Origin of the sequence: Bradyrhizobium neotropicale, assembly GCF_001641695.1 — a bacterium.
Classification (GTDB): domain Bacteria; phylum Pseudomonadota; class Alphaproteobacteria; order Rhizobiales; family Xanthobacteraceae; genus Bradyrhizobium; species Bradyrhizobium neotropicale.
In genome coordinates this window covers 31,950-50,212 of record NZ_LSEF01000028.1, presented here as the reverse complement: position 1 = coordinate 50,212, position 18,263 = coordinate 31,950, and the positions used below count along the sequence as shown (strand labels likewise).

Here is an 18,263-nt window from a genome sequence, read left to right as displayed (position 1 = left end):
AAGAAGAAGGGGCCGGTGATCGCCGGCCCCTTGTCGCGTCTAGTTGGTGCCGGAAGGCGGGACCTCCGCAGGCGCCTTCACCTGCGTCATCAGGTCGTCGTTCCACTTGCCCTCGACCTTGAAGTGGGCGGTGGCACCGAGATCGGCCGCCTCGATCAGATTATGCGTGACATAGGCGTAGATTCCGGGCTGCAGGAACTTGTACATCGCAGCGCCGGCCGAGCCGCCGCGGATGAACCAGGTCTCGAGCCCGGTCTCCGGCGCGTTGGAGAACTTTCCGGTCTCCCAGACATAGTCGCCATGGCCGCCGATCAGATGCGGACGGCTGTCGCGATTGGCCTGCGAGTGCACGATCAGCACGTTCTCGCCGACATTCGCGGTCAGCGCATTCTTGCCGGTGAGCGCGCCGACCTTGCCGTTGAACACGACGTGGCTCGGAATCAGCTTCTTCATCACCTCTTCGGTGTCGGTGTAGGCCTCGCCGGGCGAGTCGTAGGACTTGAAGTTGCCCTTCTCGTCACGCGGCACGTACATGTCCTGCTCGCCGATGTAGTAAACCTTGTCGTATTTCAGCGCGTGGCCCTTGCCGTCGTTCAGGCCGTCGCGCGGCAGCACCATCACGGCGCCGTTCATGCCGGAGACGACATGCCAGGGGATCATCGGGCCGCCCGGAGCGCAGTGATAGACGAACACGCCGGTCTTGGTCGCCTTCCAGCGCAGCACGACCTGCTCGCCGGGGTTGACGAGCGTGAGCGCGGCGCCACCGAGTGCACCGGTCGCGGAGTGGAAGTCGATGTTGTGCGGCATGGTGTTGGTCGCGGGATTGACCAGCGTCACCTCGACATAGTCGCCCTCATGCACGACCATCAGGGGACCCGGCATCGAGCCGTTGAAGGTCATTGCCTGGAAGGTGGTGCCCTTCTCGTCGATGACGACCTTCTTCTCCTGGATCGTGAGCGTGAACTCCATGATCTTCGGGCTCTGCTTGATCGCCTGCTCGTGCGCGTGCACGAACGGCGGTGCGACCAGTTCGATCTTCTGCCGCGGCAGCTTGAGATCGTCGGCGGCAAGAGCGGGAGTCGCCAGCATGAGGGCGGTCGCGGCGGCGCTGATCAATGCGGCTCTGCGGGTGAACATCGGAAGCATCCTTCATCTGAAAAGGTTTTGATGACGGGATGCAGTGTGCGCTGATCACGGCAAGATGATTTGCGCTGCAACAACCTTTTTCCGAATTCGCCTCCGTGAAGATACTTAAGAGGTTTACCGAGCGGTGTCGGCGACGCGAATGATACGATGACATGCCGCGCGCGACATCAGTCGCGCCAGCAGCAAATCGTTCGCATGTTCAGTTGCGCTTGGTCGTGAATGTCTGAAATCGTGGACTAGAGCAGCTGGATCGCCAGCCAGACCGTCCCCCAGACCGCAAGCGACAGCGCTGCGAAGATCGAGGCCATGACGGCCAGCACACGCATCAAATGGGCGGCGCCGGTTGTGGGTGCCGCCGGGACGGGTCGGAAATCGTCGAAGCGCGGGATATGACCGCGAACGCCGAGCAGCCAGAGAACGAGGTCGTACGCAAACGGCGCCATGGCGTCATCTCCGGAAGGATATGTGTTGAACGTCACAATGGCCGGAATCTGGCGCTCCGACTTTGAGCGAGCGCAAGGTCGCTTCGGCAATTCCGGGTTAGCTGAACCCATTCCGGGACTTGCCGCGACCGTCCGCAGCCGGCATTTACGAATGGGTAAGACATGAGAACCGATCTCGCGGCAAGCTACGGCGAGGAACGTCTGCCGCGCTACACGAGCTATCCGACCGCGCCGCATTTTTCGCGCGCCATCGGCCCCGACACCTACGCGGCATGGCTGGCCGAAATTCCGACTAACGCTAGCGCCTCGCTCTATCTGCACGTGCCGTTCTGCCGCGAGATGTGCTGGTACTGCGGTTGCCATACCCAGATCGTGCGTCGCGACGGACTCATCGCGGCCTATCAGCGCACGCTCCGCAGCGAGATCGAGCTTGTCGCCGCGACCGTCGGTCGCCGCATCAAGATCGAGCACATCCATTTCGGCGGCGGCACGCCGACGATCATGAAGCCGGAAGCCTTCGCCGAGTTGATGGCGACGATGCGCAGGGCGTTCTTCGTGCTGCCGTCGGCCGAGATCGCGGTCGAGATCGACCCGCGGACGCTGACCGCCGACATGGTGGAGGCGCTGCGGCTCTCCGGCGTCAACCGCGCCAGCCTCGGGGTGCAGAGTTTCGATCCCGTGGTGCAGCGTGCGATCAATCGCGTGCAGAGCTTTGAGCAGACCGCCTCCGTCGTCGACATGCTCAGGCGCGCCGGCATCAAGGGGATCAATTTCGATCTCATCTATGGCCTGCCACACCAGACCATCGCTTCCTGCCTCGATACCGTGCGGCGCGCGCTGACGCTCGCACCGGAGCGCTTCTCGGTGTTCGGCTATGCGCATGTGCCCGATTTCAAGAAGCACCAGCGCATGATCAAGGAGAGCGCCTTGCCTGATGGGCCCGCGCGTCACGACCAGGCCTGCGCGATCGCCAACGCGTTGAAGGAGGCCGGCTACGTTCAGATCGGGCTCGACCATTTCGCCAAGGCAGACGATTCCATGGCCGTGGCCTTCAGGGAGGGCACGCTGCGACGCAATTTCCAGGGCTATACCACCGACAGCAGCGAGCTCCTGCTCGGCTTCGGCGCGAGCGCGATCGGACATCTGCCGCAAGGCTATGTTCAGAACGAGGTGCAAATCGGCGCCTATTCGCAAAGCGTCGTCGCCGGCCGCTTCGCGACTGCAAGGGGCTATGGTCTCACCGACGACGACCGGCTGCGCGCCGACATCATCGAGCGCATCATGTGCGAGTTCAGCGCCGATCTCGGCGCGATCTGCGCGCGCCACGGCACGGCGCCCGAAGCGATGCTGAAGTCGGCGCCGCGGCTCAAGGAGCTGGTCTCCGACGGCGTCGTCAGCCTCGACGGTGATCGGCTCGCCGTCGCCAGCGACGCGCGCTTCCTGGTCCGCAGCGTCGCCGCCGCGTTCGACGCGCATCTCGATGCGGCGAAGCAGTTGCACAGCCGGGCGGTGTAGCTCATCTCCTCGTCATTCCGGGTCGAGCGAAGCGAGAGCCCGGAATCCATCGGGCAACAGATGACGTGGAGAAATGGATTCCGGGTTCGCGCCAAAAGGCGCGCCCCGGAATGACGAGTTGGGACTTCGCCCCAGCTTGCGCTTCAACAAAGATATCGCGAGCCACTTCGCTATCGTCGTTACGGAACGGAGTTGTCCATGCCCTTCCGATCCGACGATCTGGTCGATGACATCATGCGGAGTGCGCCGCACACGATCCGGGTGTTTCTTGCCTTCAGGATGGCCTGTGTCGGTTGTCCGATCGCAACTTTCCACACGGTGGATGACGCCTGCCGCGAGCATGGCATCGACCGCGACAAGTTCCTGGCTGCGCTGTGCGAGTGCGTACCGGCGTGAGGCGGGATTGGAATGCGCGCGGGTGCGCGCGGATTCCCGGGTGAGGGAGGGCTTTCGCCGTAAGCGGAAGCGCCCTCATCCCTATCCTCCGAGGCGGCGGAGGCCCCGCAGCGCTGCGCTCACGCCGGCCCGCTGTCCGGGTTCCGCTCCGCAAGGGTGACGATCCTGTGCGGGTCGCGCAGGATGATGCGCTGACGGCCGCTCTCGACAAGGCCCTGCTGTTCCCAGCCGCTGAGAATGCGGCTGACGGTGTGCAGCGTGGTGCCGGTCATCTGGGCGATGTCCTGGCGGCTGATCGGGAAATCGATCTCGATGCCATGGTCGAGCTTCTTGCCGGATTGTTTCGCCAGCCGCAGCAGTGCATGCGCAACGCGCTGCTCGACCTGCTGGGTCGACATTTCCAGGATACGCGTATGGCTTTCCTGGAGGCGCGCCCCGACGGTTTGCAGCGTGCCGCTGGCAAGCGATGGAAACCGCTCCACCAGCCGCGGCCAGGCGGCGGTCGGCCAGATCAGGACCACGCTGTCGTCGACGGCGGTCGCGGTCGCCGGATATTGCGTAAGGCCAAGCGCCATCGCGAGGCCGAACGTCTCGCCTGGCGCGACATAGCGCACGACGATCTGCTCGCCGGTCGGCGTGGTCTTGGCCGCGCGGACGTGGCCGTGCAGCAAGAGGAAGAATCCGTGCGCATCCGCGCCCTGCTCGAAGATGGCGCTGTTCTTCGGATAGCGCGCCGAGCGGGCCTCGCGAAGGATCTCCTCGAGATCCTCGGTCTTGAAGCCCGCAAACAGCGGCAAATGTGCAACCAGCGACGTATCGACCTTGGCCATGCTGCCTCCATGCGCGGCGCTCGCGGAGTGTGATGGCACCTCTAATCGTCGGACAGTTTGCGATAGCGCAAAACGGGCGGGCCGGGCGGCGTTATTTTTCCTGACAACCGTCCGATGTTTCTGGAGTTGCCCCATGGCTGGCGCCCGATCCCGCAATCCGCAAGGCTGGCCGCTGTTTGCCCACAGTTTCCGCCCCTTTTTCCTGTTGGCTGCAATCCAGGCCGCGCTGTCGATCCTGGTCTGGCTGCCGATGTTCTATGGCGAAGTGTCGCTGACCTCGGCCTTTGCCCCGCGCGACTGGCATGTCCACGAAATGCTCTATGGCTTCCTGCCGGCGGTGATCACCGGGTTCCTGTTCACGGCGATCCCGAACTGGACCGGACGGCTGCCGATCCAGGGGCCGTCCCTGGGCGCGCTGGTGGCGGTCTGGCTCGCCGGACGCGTGGCTGTGACCCTGTCGGCCGAGCTCGGCTGGGCCTTTGCACTCCTCGTCGATGCCGCATTCCTGGCGCTGGTCGTCGCCGCGGCGGCGCGCGAGATCATCGCCGGCGGCAATTGGCGCAATTTGCCCGTGGTGATGCTCGTGCTGGTGCTGCTCTCCGGCAACGTCGCCTTTCATCTTGAAGCGCATATCGAGGGTGCGGCCGATATCAGCATCCGTGTCGGCATCAGCGTCGTCGTGCTGCTGATCGCGCTGATCGGCGGCCGCATCATCCCGAGCTTCACCCGCAACTGGCTGGTCAAGGTCAATCCGGGCCGCCTGCCGGTGCCGTTCGGCCGCTTCGACGGTGCGGTGATCGGTTGCAGCGCGCTGGCGCTCATCGCGTGGATCGTGGCGCCGCTAAGCGTCGTCACCGGTGTTGCGATGGCCGCTGTCGGCACGCTGCATCTGGTCCGCCTTGCGCGCTGGGCCGGCGACCGCACCTCGCGTGAGCGGCTGCTCCTGATCCTGCATGTCGGCTACGTCTTCGTCCCGCTCGGCTTCCTCCTGCATGCCGCGGCCGCCTTCGGCGCCCTGCCGGCGAGTGCCGGCATCCACGCCTGGATGGCGGGTGCGGCCGGCGTCATGACGCTGGCGGTGATGACACGCGCGAGCCTCGGCCATACCGGGCAGGCGCTGACGGCCTCAGTGGCGACGCAGGCGATCTATGCCGCGATCATCACCGCGGCGGTGGCGCGGGTCGCCGCGGTGGTGTGGCCGGCGCATGGCGACGTGCTGCTGCATGTTGCCGCTTGCGGCTGGATTGCCGCCTTCCTCGGCTTTGCCATTGCCTTCGGTCCGCTGCTCCTCGGGATGCGATGGCGTGCGCTCGCCACTGCGCGCGCGGTCGCGCCGGCGCGCTGACTTAAGCGGCGGTCGCCGTTGATGCATGCGGCCGCACGCCCCTGCGCCATTCGGTGATGGTGCAGCCGAAGCGGGCGCGGAACCAGCGCGCCATGGCGCTTTGTGCGGAAAAGCCGAGCTGCGTGGCGATCGCCGCCAGCGGCCGGGCGGGATCCTCGATCAACTGGGTCACGAGCTCGGCGCGGCGTGCATCGAGGATGGCCGAGAAGCTGGTGCCGGCTTCGGCCAGGCGCCGGTGGATGGTGCGGCGGGTGCAGGCAAGGTGCTCCGCCACGCGCTCGACCGTGCAGTCGCCGGTCGCGAGCAGGGCGCGCACGACCTCGTCAACCTTCTGCTCCCAGCTTGCGGGCCGCGTCTCGATCGCCTCGATCCGCTTGCGCAGATAGCTCGCGATAAGCGGATGCGCGCTCGGGATTCGACGGTCCATGTCGTGGGCCGACAGCAGGATCGCGTCGTCACCGGCGTTGAAGGTCACGGAGCAGCCGAAGAATTCGCGATAGCGCTTGCGGTCGCGCGGCGGCGGATAGTGCAGATGCACTTCCAGCGGCCGCCAGTCATGGCCGAGCAGCGACTGGATGATGCGGTGGATGCTGCCCAGCGCCATGTCGATGGATTGGCGCGGCGCGCTCGGCTGCCGGCCGCGCAAACGCAGCGTGATGGTCACGGTCGTCTTGTTGCGCGTGACGTCGAGCTTCATGCCCTCGTGATGCACGTGGATGAAGCGCGAGAACGCGTCGATCGCATCGCCAATCGTGGCCTGCTCGCGCACGATGAGGCCGACCGAGCCGAAATTGGTCAGGCCGCCGCGTTCGGCGAGACGCAAGCCGAAATCTTCGGCCCCGGAAGCTTCTGCCGATAGTTCGAGCAGGCGACGCAGGCCTGAGACCGCAATCGGGATATCGGGCGTGTCGAGGCAGGCCAGCGGAAGGCGGACCTTGCGCATCATCTGCTTGGGGTCGAGCCCGACCGACCGGGCGACCTCCGGGTAATAGGTCAGGCTTGCGCTGCGAATGAGGTCGGTCATGCGAACCGTTCCTGCCAGCCATTCCCGCAGATGTCCCGAAATGTAAAGTTTCTGTCCCGATCCGTCAAATCCGGGAACCGGGCGGAACATACATAAGGTGGACCGAAGCACAGGCGTGAATGCCGTGCTCATGACGGCGCAAGGCGATGGGGCCGGCGGCCGTCTCATTTGACCAAGACATTGCTGGATCGGGATTATGCCGGGAAACATGCTTTCCAAGGGTGAGGTATTCGTCATCGACACCGATGCAGCCTCGCGCGAACAACTTTCGATGGCGCTGCAGCAGAACGCCTATGACGTGATCTGCTTTGCCGACGGCGCGTCGCTGCTGTCGGAAGCGAAGGCGCGGATGCCGGCCTGCGTGCTCCTGGAGATGCCGCCCGATCGCTCCGGCCTCGACGTGCTCAAGCGCCTGCGTGAAGAGAATTGCATGGCGCCGGTGCTGGTGACGTCGGCGAACGGCAGCATCGCGATGGCGGTCGACGCGATCAAGAGCGGCGCGTTCGATTTCATCGAGAAACCGTTCCGCACGCACGACATCGTCGAGCGCATCGATGCTGCAATCGATGAGTTTGTCCCGCGGGCTTCGAACCGGCAGCGCTGGCTGACCGGTTGCGAGCCCCTGACCGAGCGCGAAGGCGACGTGCTCGGGCATCTCGCCGACGGCCTGACCAACAAGGAGATCGCCCGGCGGATGCATCTGAGTGCGCGCACGGTCGAGGGCTATCGCGCCAGCATCCTGCGAAAGGCCGGCGCCAAGAACGTGACTGACCTGCTCCGCCGCATCTTCGGCCAGGGGCCGGCTCATCAGGGTTAAAGGAGCGGATACCACGCCGCGCTGACGCGTTCCGCGGCCACGGCCCTGCCGCAGCTCCGCCCCACGGAAGCCCCAATCGAACCGGTTCCTTCCCTGCCGCGTCTTACAGCGATGGCGTGGCATTTGTCGCGCGTCCGGCTGGCGGCGCGTGATGGCAGGAGGAATTTCATGCGAACGATTGCATTGTGTCTGGCGACGACGAGCCTGGTTCTGGTGACCACGGCGGCCGCGTTGCCGGCCTGGGCCGCCGACGTGGACGCCACATCGGCGATCGATACCGTCACCGTCTATCCCGATGGCGCGAGCGTCACCCGCGTCATCTCGCTCGACCTGTCTTCCGGCGACAGCACGCTGGTCGCCATGGATTTTCCGCTCTCGCTCGATCCGTCCTCGTTGCGGGTCGAGGGCGAGGCGGGCGCAAAACTCACCATCGGCACGATCGACGCGCGGCCGCCGCGCGCGGCACCTCCCGTCAACCTGCCCGAGCTCGACAAGCGCATCGAGGGTCTCAAGGACCAGCGCGCCGATCTGCAGGGCACGATCGATGCGGCCGCTGCCCGGCGCAAGTTCGCCCAGCACTTTGCCGAAGCCTCGCCTGCCGGTCTCGGCGACAAGGGTGAGGCTCGCCCGATCACCGAATGGCGCGCGGCCTTTGCCGCGGTCGCCGAGGAGATCGCGACCGCCGACACCACGATCCGCGACGCCGCGCGAAAGCAGCGCGAGATCGATCGCCAGATCGCGCAGCTGGAAGCGGAGCGCTCCGCCAAGCCGCCGAGCAAGCTGGAGGTCCGGATCGACGTCGCCGCCGCGGCTGCGACGAAGGCGACGTTGAGGGTGACCTATGCGGTGCGCAATGCGCGCTGGATGCCGCTCTATGACGCCCGGCTCGATACCGGCGCGAAGGACCGCAAGCCGCAGCTCGAACTGGTCCGCCGCGCCGAGGTGACGCAATCGACCGGCGAGGACTGGTCCAACGTCACGCTCGGCGTCTCCACGGTCCGCATCGGCCGCGGCGGCAGTGCGCCGGAGCTGAATTCGCTGATCGCCCAATATCCGCAAGTGCCAAGGCCGCTGGCGCTGGGTACTGCCTCGGACCTGGCGCGGCCCGCGCCGATGACGCGCCAGGCGCAACCACCGACGATGGCCAAGATCGCCGAGGCGCCCGAGCAGCGCGAGCGCGCCGACGAGCAGCAGGCCGTCGCCGAGATCGGCGACTTCCAGGCCACCTTCAAGATTCCCGGCCGCGTCAGCCTCGGCGCCGCCGAGGGCGCCAAGAGCCTGCGCATCGCCTCGATGACCGTGCCGGCCGATCTCGCGGTGCGCGCCGCGCCGGTCGCGGATCCCACCGCGTTCCTCGAAGCCAGCTTCAAGCAGACGGATGATGCGACGCTGTTGCCCGGCAAGGTCGCGATCTATCGCGACGGCGTCTTCGTCGGTCGCGGCAAGATCACGGCCTCGGCCAAGGACGAGACCGTGCGGCTCGGCTTCGGCGCCGACGACAAGGTCAAGATCGAGCGCGCCGTGCTCAAGCGCAACGAAGGCTCGGCCGGCCTCCTGGTCACGACCTCGAAGACCGACGAGCGCGCGTTCAAGACGACCGTTCGCAACGGCCACGACTTCCCGATCAAAGTCGCGATCGAGGATCAGCTGCCGGTCAGCGAGAACGAGGACATCGTCGTCGAGATGCTGCCGTCGAACACGCCCCCGACCGCAAGCAACATCCGCGACCGGCGCGGCGTGCAGGAATGGTCGTTCGATGCCAAGCCCGGCGAGGCCCGGGACATCAATTTCGCCTGGCGTATCCGCTGGCCCAAGGACAAGGGCATGGTGATCGTGCCGGCGGGCTAGAGCCGAAGTGCTGTGCCGTCTTACCTCGCCCCGCTTGCGGGGAGAGGTCGGAATTCAAGCGTTGCTTGAATTCCGGGCTGAGGGGGACTTTCCGCGAACTCAACTCTCACCGTCCCCGCGGAGACTCCCCCTCATCCCAACCCTCTCCCCGCAAGCGGGGCGAGGGAGTGATCCTTCATCGCGGCGACGGCGCGCGCATCGACTGCGGCAACACGTAAGGCACGCCGTCGTCGCCCGTATGGACGACGGCGTCGATCTCGAAGATGTCGCGGATGGTCTCGCGCGTGACGACATCGGCGCGCGGGCCGTCGGCAGCGAGCCGGCCTCCGTTCAGCACGATCAGCCGCTCGGCAAAGCGGATCGCGAGGTTAAGGTCGTGCAGGATCGCGATAACCGCAGTGCCGCCCGCCGCGCGGCGCCGCGCCGCCTCGACGAGGTCGATCTGGTGGCGCAGGTCGAGGCTCGACGTCGGCTCGTCCAGCAGCAACAGTCCGGGTCCGTGCGCGACCTCGCCGCAGGCGAGCTGTACCAGCACGCGGGCGAAATGCGCGCGCTGCTGCTCGCCGCCGGACAAGGTCGGCAATTGCCGCGTGCGGAAATGCGTCAGGCCAACGTCGTCCAGGGCGGCGTCCACCAGCCCACCTGCTTCACGCGGGCTGCGATCGCCGGCGCCCATCAGCACGATTTCTTCGACCGTGAAGGGGAAGGTGACGTTGACATGCTGGGAGAGCATCGCGCGGTGACCTGCGAGCTCGCGCGGCGTAAGCGTGCGGATGTCGCGCTGCTTCAGGCGTACCTTGCCCCCGCTCGGACGGAGGTCGCCGGACAAGAGCCGCAGCAGAGTTGATTTGCCCGCGCCGTTCGGGCCGATGATGGCGACCATCTCGCCGGCCGTGATGTTCAGGTCGACCCCATCGAGCAGCGTCGCACGCCCGGCGCGCTTGATCAGGGTGCGCGCCTCGATCACGGCGCTCATAGCGAGGCGAGCCCACGCTGCCGCAGCAGAATCCCCAAGAAGACCGGCGCGCCGACCGCTGCGGTCAGGATACCGATCGGCATCTCCGCGGGTGCCACGATGGTGCGCGCCAGCGTATCGGCGCCGACCATCAGGATCGCGCCGAGCAGCATGGAGGCCGGCAGCAGCAGACGGTGCGCCGGCCCGATGACGAGGCGGAGCAGATGCGGCACGACGATGCCGACGAAGCCGATGACACCGCTGATCGAGACCGCAACGCCGGTCATCGCGGAGACCATGACGATCGAAATCCGTTTCAATCGCTCGACGTCGACCCCGCCGTGAAACGCGTCGGCCTCGCCGAGCACCAGCAGATCGAGGCCGCGCGCGATGAAGGCGCAGGCAACGAGGCCAAGTGCGAGCACGGGCGCGAGCACCGCGGCCTTGGCCCAGGTCGCGCCGCTCATCGAGCCCAGCAGCCAGAAGGTGATGTCGCGAAGCTGGCGGTCATCTGCGATGAACACCAGAAGTCCGATGCCCGCATTGGTGATGGCGGTGACGGCGACGCCCGCGAGAAGGAAGATCGCGATCGAGGTCCGCCCGGCGCGGCTAGAGATGCCATAGAGGATCGCGGTCGTCAGCAGCGAGCCCGCGAACGCCGCGAGCGGCAACAGCTCGGCCTGGAGAACGCGGAGCGCCTCGCCGAAGCGCGAATCGGTGAAGACGATCGCGGCGGCCGCGGCGAGCGCACCGCCGCTGGAGACGCCGACGAGCGCGGGATCGGCGAGCGGGTTTCGGAACAGTCCCTGCATGATCGCCCCGGCTGCAGCGAGCAGGCCGCCGACCATCGCGGTCGCCACGATCCGGGGAATGCGGATCGACCACAGCACGAGCTGATCGCGGGCCGTCACGGCATCGGCCACACCGTCGCTGAAAAGGCCGAGCGCCGCTGGCAACCGGGCGAGGGGAATGCCGGCGGCACCGACGGTCACCGCAATGATCGTCGCAGCCGCGAGTGCTGCGAGCAACACGGAAATCGCAGCCGACGCGGACCGCCGTCCCGTGCTCGATCGTTGCCGGCTGCGCGCTTCGGTCCCGATCGCCACGCTCATTGCCGGCAATTCGCCGCGGGGAGGGCCGACGTGAACGTGCCGCCCTCCGCGGCCAGTCCCGGATAAAGCTTGACCGCCAGATCGCGTGCCGCCGCCGCGGTCCGTGGCCCGAAGCCGAGCAGATAAAGCCCATCCATCGCGATAAAGCTCTTGTTGGCTGCGACCGGTGTCAGGGCGAAGCCGGGATGCGTGTACACTGCTTCGGCTTGGAGTGTTTCCTTGCCGCGCTCGATCGAGAGCACGACGTCGGGCTTCGCCGAAACGATCGCCTCGTCACTGATGATCTTGTAGCCGTCGTAATCGTCGACCGCGTTGGCGGCGCCGGCGAGCTGGATGATCTCGTTGGCTGCGGTCTTGTGGCCGGCAACCATCGCCCGCCCGTTCTGAAGCGACATCACGAACATCACCCGCACCGGCTTCGTCACCCTGGCGCGCAGCGCGCGTAGCTGTGCGAGGTCGGCGCCGACCGCATCGCTCAGGCACGCGGCGCGGGCATCGACGCCCATGGCGTGACCGACCAGCCTGATCTTCTCGATCAGCCCTTCCTCGGAGAAGGTTTCGGGCACCAGCACCAGCGGCCCCTTTGCCGTCTCCAGGACGTCCATGGTCTCGCGCGGACCCGAGCCCTGGATTGCCAGGATCAGCGTCGGATTGAGGCCCAGCACGCCCTCGGCCGAAATCTGGCGCATGTAGCCGACATTGGGTTTGTCGTGCAGCGCCGCCGCCGGATAGAGGCTCGTGGTGTCGACGCCGACGAGCCGGTTCTCGAGCCCGAGCGCGTACAGGATCTCGGTGATGGCACCGCCGATCGAGACCGTGCGTGCGAAGTCTGTGACCGCGACGTCGCGATTGCGCGCGTCATGCACTGTGATGCCGGCGGCGTGCGCGGCCGAGGTGAGTGCGACCGTGCCGGTCAAAAGGAGTTGGATGATGGTGCGACAAAATGTCATTCGAGGTCACTTCGTCAGGATCAGCTTGTTCTGCGAGGTCAGGCGGAGGCGATAGCTGTCCTCGCCATGCGCGATGATGATCTCGCGCTCCGCGGCAAAGAGCTCCCGGCTGTCGATCCGGCCTCCTCGCATGGTCAGGGTTCTCGTTGTTGCAGAAGGGCTTTCTGCCGGCCCTGCCGCACCGCCGATGTTGTCTCCCGATGTTGCGGACATTGTTGATGTGCTGCGTTTTCAAAATTCAGATGCTGCCTGCTTGTATAAGCGGCGCGACGCGCATTCCAACGGCAGCGATTTACAATCGATATAAATTGCAACCTGATGTCATTGACCGTCAGAGTGTTGCCACGTAACCAATCACGAGCGCGGGCAGCGTGCCCGAGTCTTAGAAAAAAATAGCCAGCCAGTCGCTCGCCTCGTGCGGCGCACGCCAGCCAACCAACACATGAAATGCAGGCTGGGGCTGGTATGGCTGACGGGGCTAGGTATTCGCGCGCCCTGATTTTGGGCGCGTCGGTGGTTTCAATCGCGGCATTGTTGACGGAGAGCGGTCGTGCGCAGACCGCCGAGCCGCAGGCGCAGCGCGCGTCGACGGAGCGGCCGAAGCAAGCCAAGCGCAAGCAGGCCAAGCCGCAAGTCGCGCAGCAGCCAGCGCCCGACGTCATGAATGCCCGCGCCCAAGCTGGCGGCTCTGCGCCCGTGCAGACGCTCGACACCATCACGGTCGCCGCAACGAAGACCGAGGAGCGCGCAGTCGATGCGCTGGCACCGGTTAGTGTCGTGACGCTCGACCAGATCCAGGGGCTCCAGCCGAACCGGCTGTCGGATATTTTCTATAACGTTCCCGGCGTGTCGTTCCAGGAGCGTGGCGACGATCCCGCGACCGTCATCAACATTCGCGGCTTGCAGGATTTCGGCCGTGTCGCCGTGGTGGTCGACGGCGCGCGGCAGAACTATCAGCGCACCGGCCACAACGCCAACGGCTCCTTCTTCCTCGATCCCGAGTTGATCGGCGGCGTCGACGTCGTGCGCGGTCCGACCGCCAACATCTACGGCTCCGGCGCGATCGGCGGCGTCGTCTCGTTCCGCACCAAGGAAATCGATGACGTGCTGCGTCCCGGCGAGCGCTGGGGTGTCGATCTCTCGGGATCCTACGGCTCCAACAACAGTCGCGGCCTCGGCTCGGTGTTCGGCGGCGTGCGCGCCACGCCTGATGTCGATATTTTCGGCGGTGCTGTCTATCGCACGCAAGGAAACTACAAGGACGGCAACGGCACCGAAATCGGCAACACGGGCAACCAGGTCGAGAGCGGGCTGATGAAGCTGACGGTGCGCCCCGCAGTAGGTCACGAAGTCAAGTTCGGCGCCGTCTTCCAGGACTATCAGTACGACATCGGCCAGTTCAACCGTGGCCCGGTAGCTACTGCGGCGCAGCGCGCGCTTTATCAAGGCTCGTCGGTCTATGGATCCGACGCCAAGAACTACACCGGCACCATCACCTGGAACTACGCGCTGCCGAGCGACAATCTGTTCGACTGGCATATGTCGCTCTACGGCAATCGCGTCGATAACGACCAGACCAAGACCTATCACTATTCGACCGCCGGCGCCGGCTATTGCGGCACCGGCAATGTCGGCAACAACATCTCCGGCTGTGTTGGCGACAAGCGCGGCTATGTGCTGGATACCGTCGGCGTCGATGCCAACAATACCACGCGTTTCAACGTCGGCGACTGGCGCAACGCCGTCACCTGGGGTGTCGATGCGTTCCAGGACGACGTGAAGACGACCGACAGCCGCGGCAATTCCAATATCACCACGCCGAGCGGCATCCGCACCGTGTCGGGAGGCTTCCTCCAGTTGAAGCAGAACTACGGCACATGGTTCGAGGCTGTGAGCGCGATTCGCTACGACCGCTATGAACTGGACTCCGGCAATACGCATTCGGGCGGCGATCGCTTCTCGCCGAAGATCACCCTCGGCGTGACGCCGGTTGCCGGCTTCCAGCCCTATGTCAGCTATGCCGAAGGCTATCGCGCCCCCTCGATCACCGAAACCGTGATCTCCGGTGCCCACGCGACCGGCGGCGGACCGGCTCTCTTCCCCTGTCCCAACGGTACCACGGGCCTGTTCTGCTTCCTGCCGAATCCGAACCTCCGTCCCGAGGTCGGCAAGAACAAGGAAGTCGGCATCAACCTGAAATACGACAACATCTTCACCGCGTCCGACTCGTTCCGCGGCAAGATCAACCTGTTCCGCAATGACGTCAGCGACTACATCGACCTCGTCCCGTTCGGATTCACCGTGTTCCCGGGGGTTGGCTCGTTCGCTCAGTACTACCAGTACCAGAACATCGCCAATGCCCGCATCCAGGGCTTCGAGGCGGAGACGATGTACGATGCCGGCAGCTGGTTCATCGGTGTTGCCGGCCACTACATCCAGGGCAAGAACGTCGCGACCAATATCGGGCTCGCGACCATCACCCCGCGCAAGGTCGTTACGACCGGTGGTGTCCGCCTGCTCGATCGCACGCTGATCCTGTCGGCGCAGTGGGCCTCGTTCGGTCCCAACAACGACGTGCCCGCGGGCTACCTGCCTTCGACCGGGTACGAGCTGGTCAATCTGTACCTGACCTGGAATGCCAGCAAGGACGTCGTCTTCACGGCATCGATCGATAATTTGTTGAACCAGTACTACCGGCCTTACGCCATTCCCGGCAACTCGACCGACGGCACCACGCAGAACGACGTGCTGTGGTCGAGCCCGGGACCCGGCAGGGTCTACAAGGCCGGCCTGAAGATCCACCTTGGAGGAGCCTAGCCGCTGCCATTGCACGCCACCAACCTCCGCCGGGCCGCGCTGATGCTCCAGCGCGGCTGCGGCGCATTTCTGTTCTGATGATAAGGAGAGACTTTCATGTTCATCGCCATGAACCGGTTTCAGGTGAAGAAGGGCGCGGAGACTGCGTTCGAAACCGTCTGGGCTACGCGCGAATCCTATCTCGGCAGCATGCCGGGTTTCGTCGAGTTTCATCTGCTGAAGGGCCCGGAGGCCGAGGAGCACACGCTCTATTCGTCGCATACCACCTGGGTCGACAAGGCGGCGTTCGAGGCCTGGACGCGCTCGGAGGAATTCCGCCGCGCCCATGCGCGCGCCGACAACAGGACCGGCGAGAGCCTCTATCTCGGCCACCCCAAATTCGAGGGCTTTGAGGTGATCCAGAGCGAGCGCAAGGCCGCGGCCGCCTGAGGCGGAGCACGAAAGGAGCCGGACGTGCTGAGCACGGAGCTCGCCGATCTCAAGGCGTATATGGCCGACAATCCCGGCGCGGTGATCGAAGACGTCGCGCGCGAGCGCAAGGTCTCGCCGCGCGCGGTGATCGAGGCGCTGCCATCGTCCATGGCGCGTATGAGCGGTGGCGAGCATTTCGCCGCCGCCATGCAGGACATCGCGGAGTGGGGCGAGGTCACGCTGATCGTGCACACCGAAGATGCGATCTTCGAGTTCACCGGCGCGGTCCCTGCCGGAGAAATCGGCCGCGGCTATTTCAACCTGGTGCAGCCGAAGGGCCTGCACGGCCATCTTCGCCACGAGCGCTGCACTGCGGTCGCCTTCGTCGAGCGGCCCTTCATGGGCAAGTCGTCGGCCTTCATCGCCTTCGTCAACACCGACGGCGGCATCATGTTCAAGGTCTTTGTCGGCCGCGACGAGACCAGGGCGCTGCGCGCGGACCAACTGCTGCGGTTCCGGCAGCTTGCCGACCGGATCGCGGCGCAGCCCATGGCGTAACGACTTTCGTTCTGTCGGGAGATCAGGATGCAGAGCACTTCCAGGTTTCGGCACATGATCGTATCAATCGCGCTGCCGGCGCTTGCGCCGGCATCGGCCTTCGCCGCGACCGACGCGGCGCTGCTGCCGCGCAACCTGTCGCCCTGGGGCATGTTCGTCAGCGCGAACATCGTGGTGAAGGCGGTGATGATCGGCCTTGCCTGCGCTTCGCTTGTGACGTGGACGGTATGGCTTGCCAAGAGCGTCGAGCTGCGCCGCAAGAGCGCGCTTGCCCGGCAGCGAACGCGCGCGCTCGAAGGCAACATGAAGTTGGCCGAGGCGGCAGAACGGGCCGGCGACGCGCATGATGCGGTGGCTCAGCTCATTCAGTCCTGCGCCAGGGAGGCCGAGCTCTCCGGCGGCGTCCACGACGACGGGCTCCAGGCGCGCGTGGCGCTGCGGCTCGAGCGGGTCGAGGCCGCGATGTCCCGGCAGATCGCGCGCGGCACCGGTGTGCTCGCGACCATCGGCGCCACGGCGCCATTCGTCGGCCTGTTCGGCACGGTCTGGGGCATCATGAACTCCTTCATCGGCATCTCCGAGAGCCACACCACGAGCCTTGCGGTGGTCGCGCCCGGAATCGCCGAGGCGCTACTCGCCACTGCGCTCGGCCTCGTTGCCGCAATTCCCGCCGTCGTGATCTACAATCATCTCGTCCGCGGCATTGCCAATTATCGCGCGCTGCTCGGCGATGCCTCGGCGCAATTGATGCTGATCGTCAGCCGCCAGCGCGACCATCGCGACTTCCGCCTGGCGCGGGCGGCGGAGTAGGCCATGGCCGCGAAGCTCGGCGGACGCTCGCTCTCTGCGCTCGGGTCGCGTGGCGAGGCGAGCGATCTCGACGTCACCCATGAGATCAACGTCACGCCGTTCATCGACGTGATGCTGGTGCTGCTGATCATCTTCATGGTGGCGGCTCCCCTTGCCACCGTCGACATCGGCGTCGATCTGCCCGCAACCGCCGCCGAGCCGCAACCGCGACCAGACAAGCCGGTCTTCGTCACTGTAAAGGCGGATCTCGCGATCGCCGTCGGTGAGGAGACGATTGCGCGCGATGCGCTCAGCCTTTCGCTCGATACCGCAACCAAGGGCCGCAAGGACGAGCGCATCTATCTGCGCGCCGACAAGGCCGTCTCTTACGGCGACCTGATGGAGGTGATGAACATCTTGCGCAATGCCGGCTATCTCAAGGTCGCCCTGGTCGGCCTCGACAGAGGCAATTGATGAGCGCGAACGCCTTCGCCCTGCATGAGCCGCTTCGCGACCGCGAGGCGGCGCGATGGAGCGTGTCGGCGGTGGTGATCGTGGCACTGCACGTCGCCGCCGCGCTGCTGGCGATGAGCTGGCTCAAGCAGGTGCCGGACGAGGGCGTGACCGTGCCGGCGATCCTCGTGGACATGGCGCCGGTGACCTCGGCGCCGCAATCGACGCCACTCGATCTCGCGCCCGGGCCGGTGATGGAGCAGGCGGATGCCTCGCCACTGGACCAGGCTACGCCACAGGCCGTCGAGGAGACCATCGCGCCGACCCCGCCGCAGGAGAAGCCGGAAGTCGTGGCTCCGCCGGAGCAGAAGCTGAAACCGGTGCAAGCCGAGCCGGCCCAGGTTGTCGCCGCGACGAAGCCAGAGCCCGTCAAGCCGAAGCTGGTTCGCCCCGAGGCGAAGAAGCTGAGCCATACGACACCGGCGCCGCGTACCACGGCCTCGCCGCGCGCGGAGCGGCAGGCGCCGGCTGCCTCGGCCGTGAGCGCCGGTGCAGCGGCGGCAACGGTCGCGTCGTACAATCAGATGGTGGCGGCGCACTTGCAGCGCTTCAAACAATACCCGCCGGCCTCGAAAGCCACCGGCGAACACGGCATCGCGAGGCTGAGCTTTACGCTCGGTCGCAGCGGCCAGGTTCTCGGCAGCCGGCTTGCCGGGTCATCCGGATACGCGGCGCTCGACGCCGAGACGATGGCGATGGTCCGCCGCGCCCAACCGTTCCCGGCATTTCCCTCGGAGATCACTCACGCCACGATGAGCTTCACCGTGCCGATCTCGTTTGCGATTCGGTAGTTC

Annotated in this window: 20 protein-coding genes; 12 read left to right on the top strand and 8 right to left on the bottom strand. The window is 65.9% G+C overall.

Annotated features, from left to right (window positions below; translation table 11 throughout):
• Positions 1–39 precede the first annotated feature (39 nt).
• Together nirK and AXW67_RS06085 are read right to left on the bottom strand one after the other, a co-directional pair.
• Positions 40–1,137 carry a copper-containing nitrite reductase gene (gene nirK / locus AXW67_RS06090; protein ID WP_063677293.1) on the bottom strand — a complete coding sequence of 366 codons (1,098 nt, stop codon included), beginning with the start codon at positions 1,135–1,137 and terminating at the stop codon, positions 40–42.
• Positions 1,138–1,382: 245 nt separating this feature from the next.
• Entirely contained in the window at positions 1,383–1,589 is a 207-nt protein-coding gene (locus AXW67_RS06085; RefSeq protein WP_063677137.1) for a hypothetical protein, read from the bottom strand.
• Between the two features lie 162 nt (positions 1,590–1,751).
• Here AXW67_RS06085 and hemN point away from each other — a divergent pair, with 162 nt between their 5' ends.
• Together hemN and AXW67_RS06075 are read left to right on the top strand one after the other, a co-directional pair.
• Positions 1,752–3,104 carry an oxygen-independent coproporphyrinogen III oxidase gene (gene hemN, locus AXW67_RS06080; protein ID WP_063677136.1) on the top strand — a complete coding sequence of 451 codons (1,353 nt, stop codon included), beginning with the start codon at positions 1,752–1,754 and terminating at the stop codon, positions 3,102–3,104.
• Between the two features lie 198 nt (positions 3,105–3,302).
• Positions 3,303–3,500: a DUF1858 domain-containing protein gene (locus AXW67_RS06075; protein WP_027553270.1), complete on the top strand. Its 198-nt coding sequence runs from the start codon at positions 3,303–3,305 to the stop codon at positions 3,498–3,500.
• Positions 3,501–3,619: 119 nt separating this feature from the next.
• Here the strand turns inward: AXW67_RS06075 and AXW67_RS06070 are convergent, their stop codons facing one another.
• A complete protein-coding gene (locus AXW67_RS06070; protein WP_027553271.1) occupies positions 3,620–4,330 on the bottom strand; it encodes a Crp/Fnr family transcriptional regulator in 711 nt (236 codons plus the stop codon).
• 133 nt (positions 4,331–4,463) lie between these two features.
• On the opposite strand from AXW67_RS06070, the gene AXW67_RS06065 reads away from it, so the two are divergent.
• The gene (locus tag AXW67_RS06065) at positions 4,464–5,675 is read left to right on the top strand and encodes an NnrS family protein (protein ID WP_063677135.1); all 1,212 of its coding nucleotides are present in this window, start codon (positions 4,464–4,466) and stop codon (positions 5,673–5,675) included.
• Position 5,676: 1 nt separating this feature from the next.
• Here AXW67_RS06065 and AXW67_RS06060 read toward each other — a convergent pair whose 3' ends face one another.
• Positions 5,677–6,699 carry an AraC family transcriptional regulator gene (locus AXW67_RS06060; protein WP_063677134.1) on the bottom strand — a complete coding sequence of 341 codons (1,023 nt, stop codon included), beginning with the start codon at positions 6,697–6,699 and terminating at the stop codon, positions 5,677–5,679.
• Between the two features lie 196 nt (positions 6,700–6,895).
• Between AXW67_RS06060 and AXW67_RS06055 the strand changes: the two genes are divergently transcribed.
• Positions 6,896–7,516 carry a response regulator transcription factor gene (locus tag AXW67_RS06055; RefSeq protein ID WP_063677133.1) on the top strand — a complete coding sequence of 207 codons (621 nt, stop codon included), beginning with the start codon at positions 6,896–6,898 and terminating at the stop codon, positions 7,514–7,516.
• A gap of 168 nt (positions 7,517–7,684) precedes the next feature.
• The gene (locus AXW67_RS06050) at positions 7,685–9,364 is read left to right on the top strand and encodes a mucoidy inhibitor MuiA family protein (RefSeq protein ID WP_063677292.1); all 1,680 of its coding nucleotides are present in this window, start codon (positions 7,685–7,687) and stop codon (positions 9,362–9,364) included.
• A 175-nt stretch (positions 9,365–9,539) separates the two neighbouring features.
• On the opposite strand, the gene AXW67_RS06045 is transcribed toward AXW67_RS06050, so the two are convergent.
• From AXW67_RS06045 to AXW67_RS43795, 4 genes are read right to left on the bottom strand one after another with little or no spacing between them, the layout of a single operon-like run.
• The gene (locus tag AXW67_RS06045) at positions 9,540–10,340 is read right to left on the bottom strand and encodes a heme ABC transporter ATP-binding protein (RefSeq protein ID WP_063677132.1); all 801 of its coding nucleotides are present in this window, start codon (positions 10,338–10,340) and stop codon (positions 9,540–9,542) included.
• Positions 10,337–11,431: a FecCD family ABC transporter permease gene (locus tag AXW67_RS06040; RefSeq protein ID WP_063677131.1), complete on the bottom strand. Its 1,095-nt coding sequence runs from the start codon at positions 11,429–11,431 to the stop codon at positions 10,337–10,339. Before AXW67_RS06040 ends, AXW67_RS06045 begins: the two co-directional genes overlap by 4 nt.
• The gene (locus AXW67_RS06035; RefSeq protein WP_063677130.1) at positions 11,428–12,381 is read right to left on the bottom strand and encodes a heme/hemin ABC transporter substrate-binding protein; all 954 of its coding nucleotides are present in this window, start codon (positions 12,379–12,381) and stop codon (positions 11,428–11,430) included. The genes AXW67_RS06040 and AXW67_RS06035 overlap by 4 nt, the downstream gene beginning before the upstream one ends.
• A 6-nt stretch (positions 12,382–12,387) precedes the next feature.
• Entirely contained in the window at positions 12,388–12,594 is a 207-nt protein-coding gene (locus tag AXW67_RS43795) for a hemin uptake protein HemP (RefSeq protein WP_145927439.1), read from the bottom strand.
• Between AXW67_RS43795 and AXW67_RS43065 the strand changes: the two genes are divergently transcribed.
• From AXW67_RS43065 to AXW67_RS06000, 7 genes are all read left to right on the top strand, one after another.
• The gene (locus tag AXW67_RS43065) at positions 12,512–12,688 is read left to right on the top strand and encodes a hypothetical protein (RefSeq protein ID WP_201723641.1); all 177 of its coding nucleotides are present in this window, start codon (positions 12,512–12,514) and stop codon (positions 12,686–12,688) included. The genes AXW67_RS43795 and AXW67_RS43065 overlap by 83 nt on opposite strands.
• Before the next feature lie 140 nt (positions 12,689–12,828).
• Positions 12,829–15,198, top strand: a complete 2,370-nt coding sequence (locus tag AXW67_RS06025) for a TonB-dependent hemoglobin/transferrin/lactoferrin family receptor (protein WP_063677129.1) — start codon at positions 12,829–12,831, stop codon at positions 15,196–15,198.
• A gap of 96 nt (positions 15,199–15,294) precedes the next feature.
• Complete coding sequence (gene hmuQ / locus AXW67_RS06020) at positions 15,295–15,627, top strand: heme-degrading protein HmuQ (RefSeq protein ID WP_063677128.1); 333 nt, start codon at positions 15,295–15,297, stop codon at positions 15,625–15,627.
• A gap of 24 nt (positions 15,628–15,651) precedes the next feature.
• A complete protein-coding gene (gene hutX, locus AXW67_RS06015; RefSeq protein ID WP_063677127.1) occupies positions 15,652–16,167 on the top strand; it encodes a heme utilization cystosolic carrier protein HutX in 516 nt (171 codons plus the stop codon).
• Between the two features lie 27 nt (positions 16,168–16,194).
• Positions 16,195–16,977 carry a tonB-system energizer ExbB gene (gene exbB / locus AXW67_RS06010; protein WP_063677126.1) on the top strand — a complete coding sequence of 261 codons (783 nt, stop codon included), beginning with the start codon at positions 16,195–16,197 and terminating at the stop codon, positions 16,975–16,977.
• A gap of 3 nt (positions 16,978–16,980) precedes the next feature.
• On the top strand, positions 16,981–17,430 hold the full coding sequence (exbD, locus tag AXW67_RS06005; RefSeq protein WP_063677125.1) for a TonB system transport protein ExbD: 450 nt from the start codon (positions 16,981–16,983) through the stop codon (positions 17,428–17,430).
• Positions 17,430–18,260 (top strand): energy transducer TonB family protein, encoded by an 831-nt coding sequence (locus AXW67_RS06000; RefSeq protein WP_063677124.1) that lies wholly within the window; start codon positions 17,430–17,432, stop codon positions 18,258–18,260. Before exbD ends, AXW67_RS06000 begins: the two co-directional genes overlap by 1 nt.
• Positions 18,261–18,263: the final 3 nt, after the last annotated feature.

Bases quoted from the DNA above. Each gene is read 5' to 3' on its own strand.
- AXW67_RS06045 (WP_063677132.1), bottom strand. From the start codon at position 10,340: ATGAGCGCCGTGATCGAGGCGCGCACCCTGATCAAGCGCGCCGGGCGT.
- AXW67_RS06060 (WP_063677134.1), bottom strand. From the start codon at position 6,699: ATGACCGACCTCATTCGCAGCGCAAGCCTGACCTATTACCCGGAGGTC.
- AXW67_RS06085 (WP_063677137.1), bottom strand. From the start codon at position 1,589: ATGGCGCCGTTTGCGTACGACCTCGTTCTCTGGCTGCTCGGCGTTCGC.
- AXW67_RS06065 (WP_063677135.1), top strand. From the start codon at position 4,464: ATGGCTGGCGCCCGATCCCGCAATCCGCAAGGCTGGCCGCTGTTTGCC.
- AXW67_RS06035 (WP_063677130.1), bottom strand. From the start codon at position 12,381: ATGACATTTTGTCGCACCATCATCCAACTCCTTTTGACCGGCACGGTC.
- exbD (WP_063677125.1), top strand. From the start codon at position 16,981: ATGGCCGCGAAGCTCGGCGGACGCTCGCTCTCTGCGCTCGGGTCGCGT.
- hmuQ (WP_063677128.1), top strand. From the start codon at position 15,295: ATGTTCATCGCCATGAACCGGTTTCAGGTGAAGAAGGGCGCGGAGACT.
- AXW67_RS06050 (WP_063677292.1), top strand. From the start codon at position 7,685: ATGCGAACGATTGCATTGTGTCTGGCGACGACGAGCCTGGTTCTGGTG.
- AXW67_RS43065 (WP_201723641.1), top strand. From the start codon at position 12,512: ATGGTCAGGGTTCTCGTTGTTGCAGAAGGGCTTTCTGCCGGCCCTGCC.
- exbB (WP_063677126.1), top strand. From the start codon at position 16,195: ATGCAGAGCACTTCCAGGTTTCGGCACATGATCGTATCAATCGCGCTG.
- AXW67_RS06055 (WP_063677133.1), top strand. From the start codon at position 6,896: ATGCCGGGAAACATGCTTTCCAAGGGTGAGGTATTCGTCATCGACACC.
- AXW67_RS43795 (WP_145927439.1), bottom strand. From the start codon at position 12,594: ATGTCCGCAACATCGGGAGACAACATCGGCGGTGCGGCAGGGCCGGCA.
- AXW67_RS06070 (WP_027553271.1), bottom strand. From the start codon at position 4,330: ATGGCCAAGGTCGATACGTCGCTGGTTGCACATTTGCCGCTGTTTGCG.
- AXW67_RS06025 (WP_063677129.1), top strand. From the start codon at position 12,829: ATGCAGGCTGGGGCTGGTATGGCTGACGGGGCTAGGTATTCGCGCGCC.
- AXW67_RS06000 (WP_063677124.1), top strand. From the start codon at position 17,430: ATGAGCGCGAACGCCTTCGCCCTGCATGAGCCGCTTCGCGACCGCGAG.
- hemN (WP_063677136.1), top strand. From the start codon at position 1,752: ATGAGAACCGATCTCGCGGCAAGCTACGGCGAGGAACGTCTGCCGCGC.
- AXW67_RS06075 (WP_027553270.1), top strand. From the start codon at position 3,303: ATGCCCTTCCGATCCGACGATCTGGTCGATGACATCATGCGGAGTGCG.
- AXW67_RS06040 (WP_063677131.1), bottom strand. From the start codon at position 11,431: ATGAGCGTGGCGATCGGGACCGAAGCGCGCAGCCGGCAACGATCGAGC.
- nirK (WP_063677293.1), bottom strand. From the start codon at position 1,137: ATGTTCACCCGCAGAGCCGCATTGATCAGCGCCGCCGCGACCGCCCTC.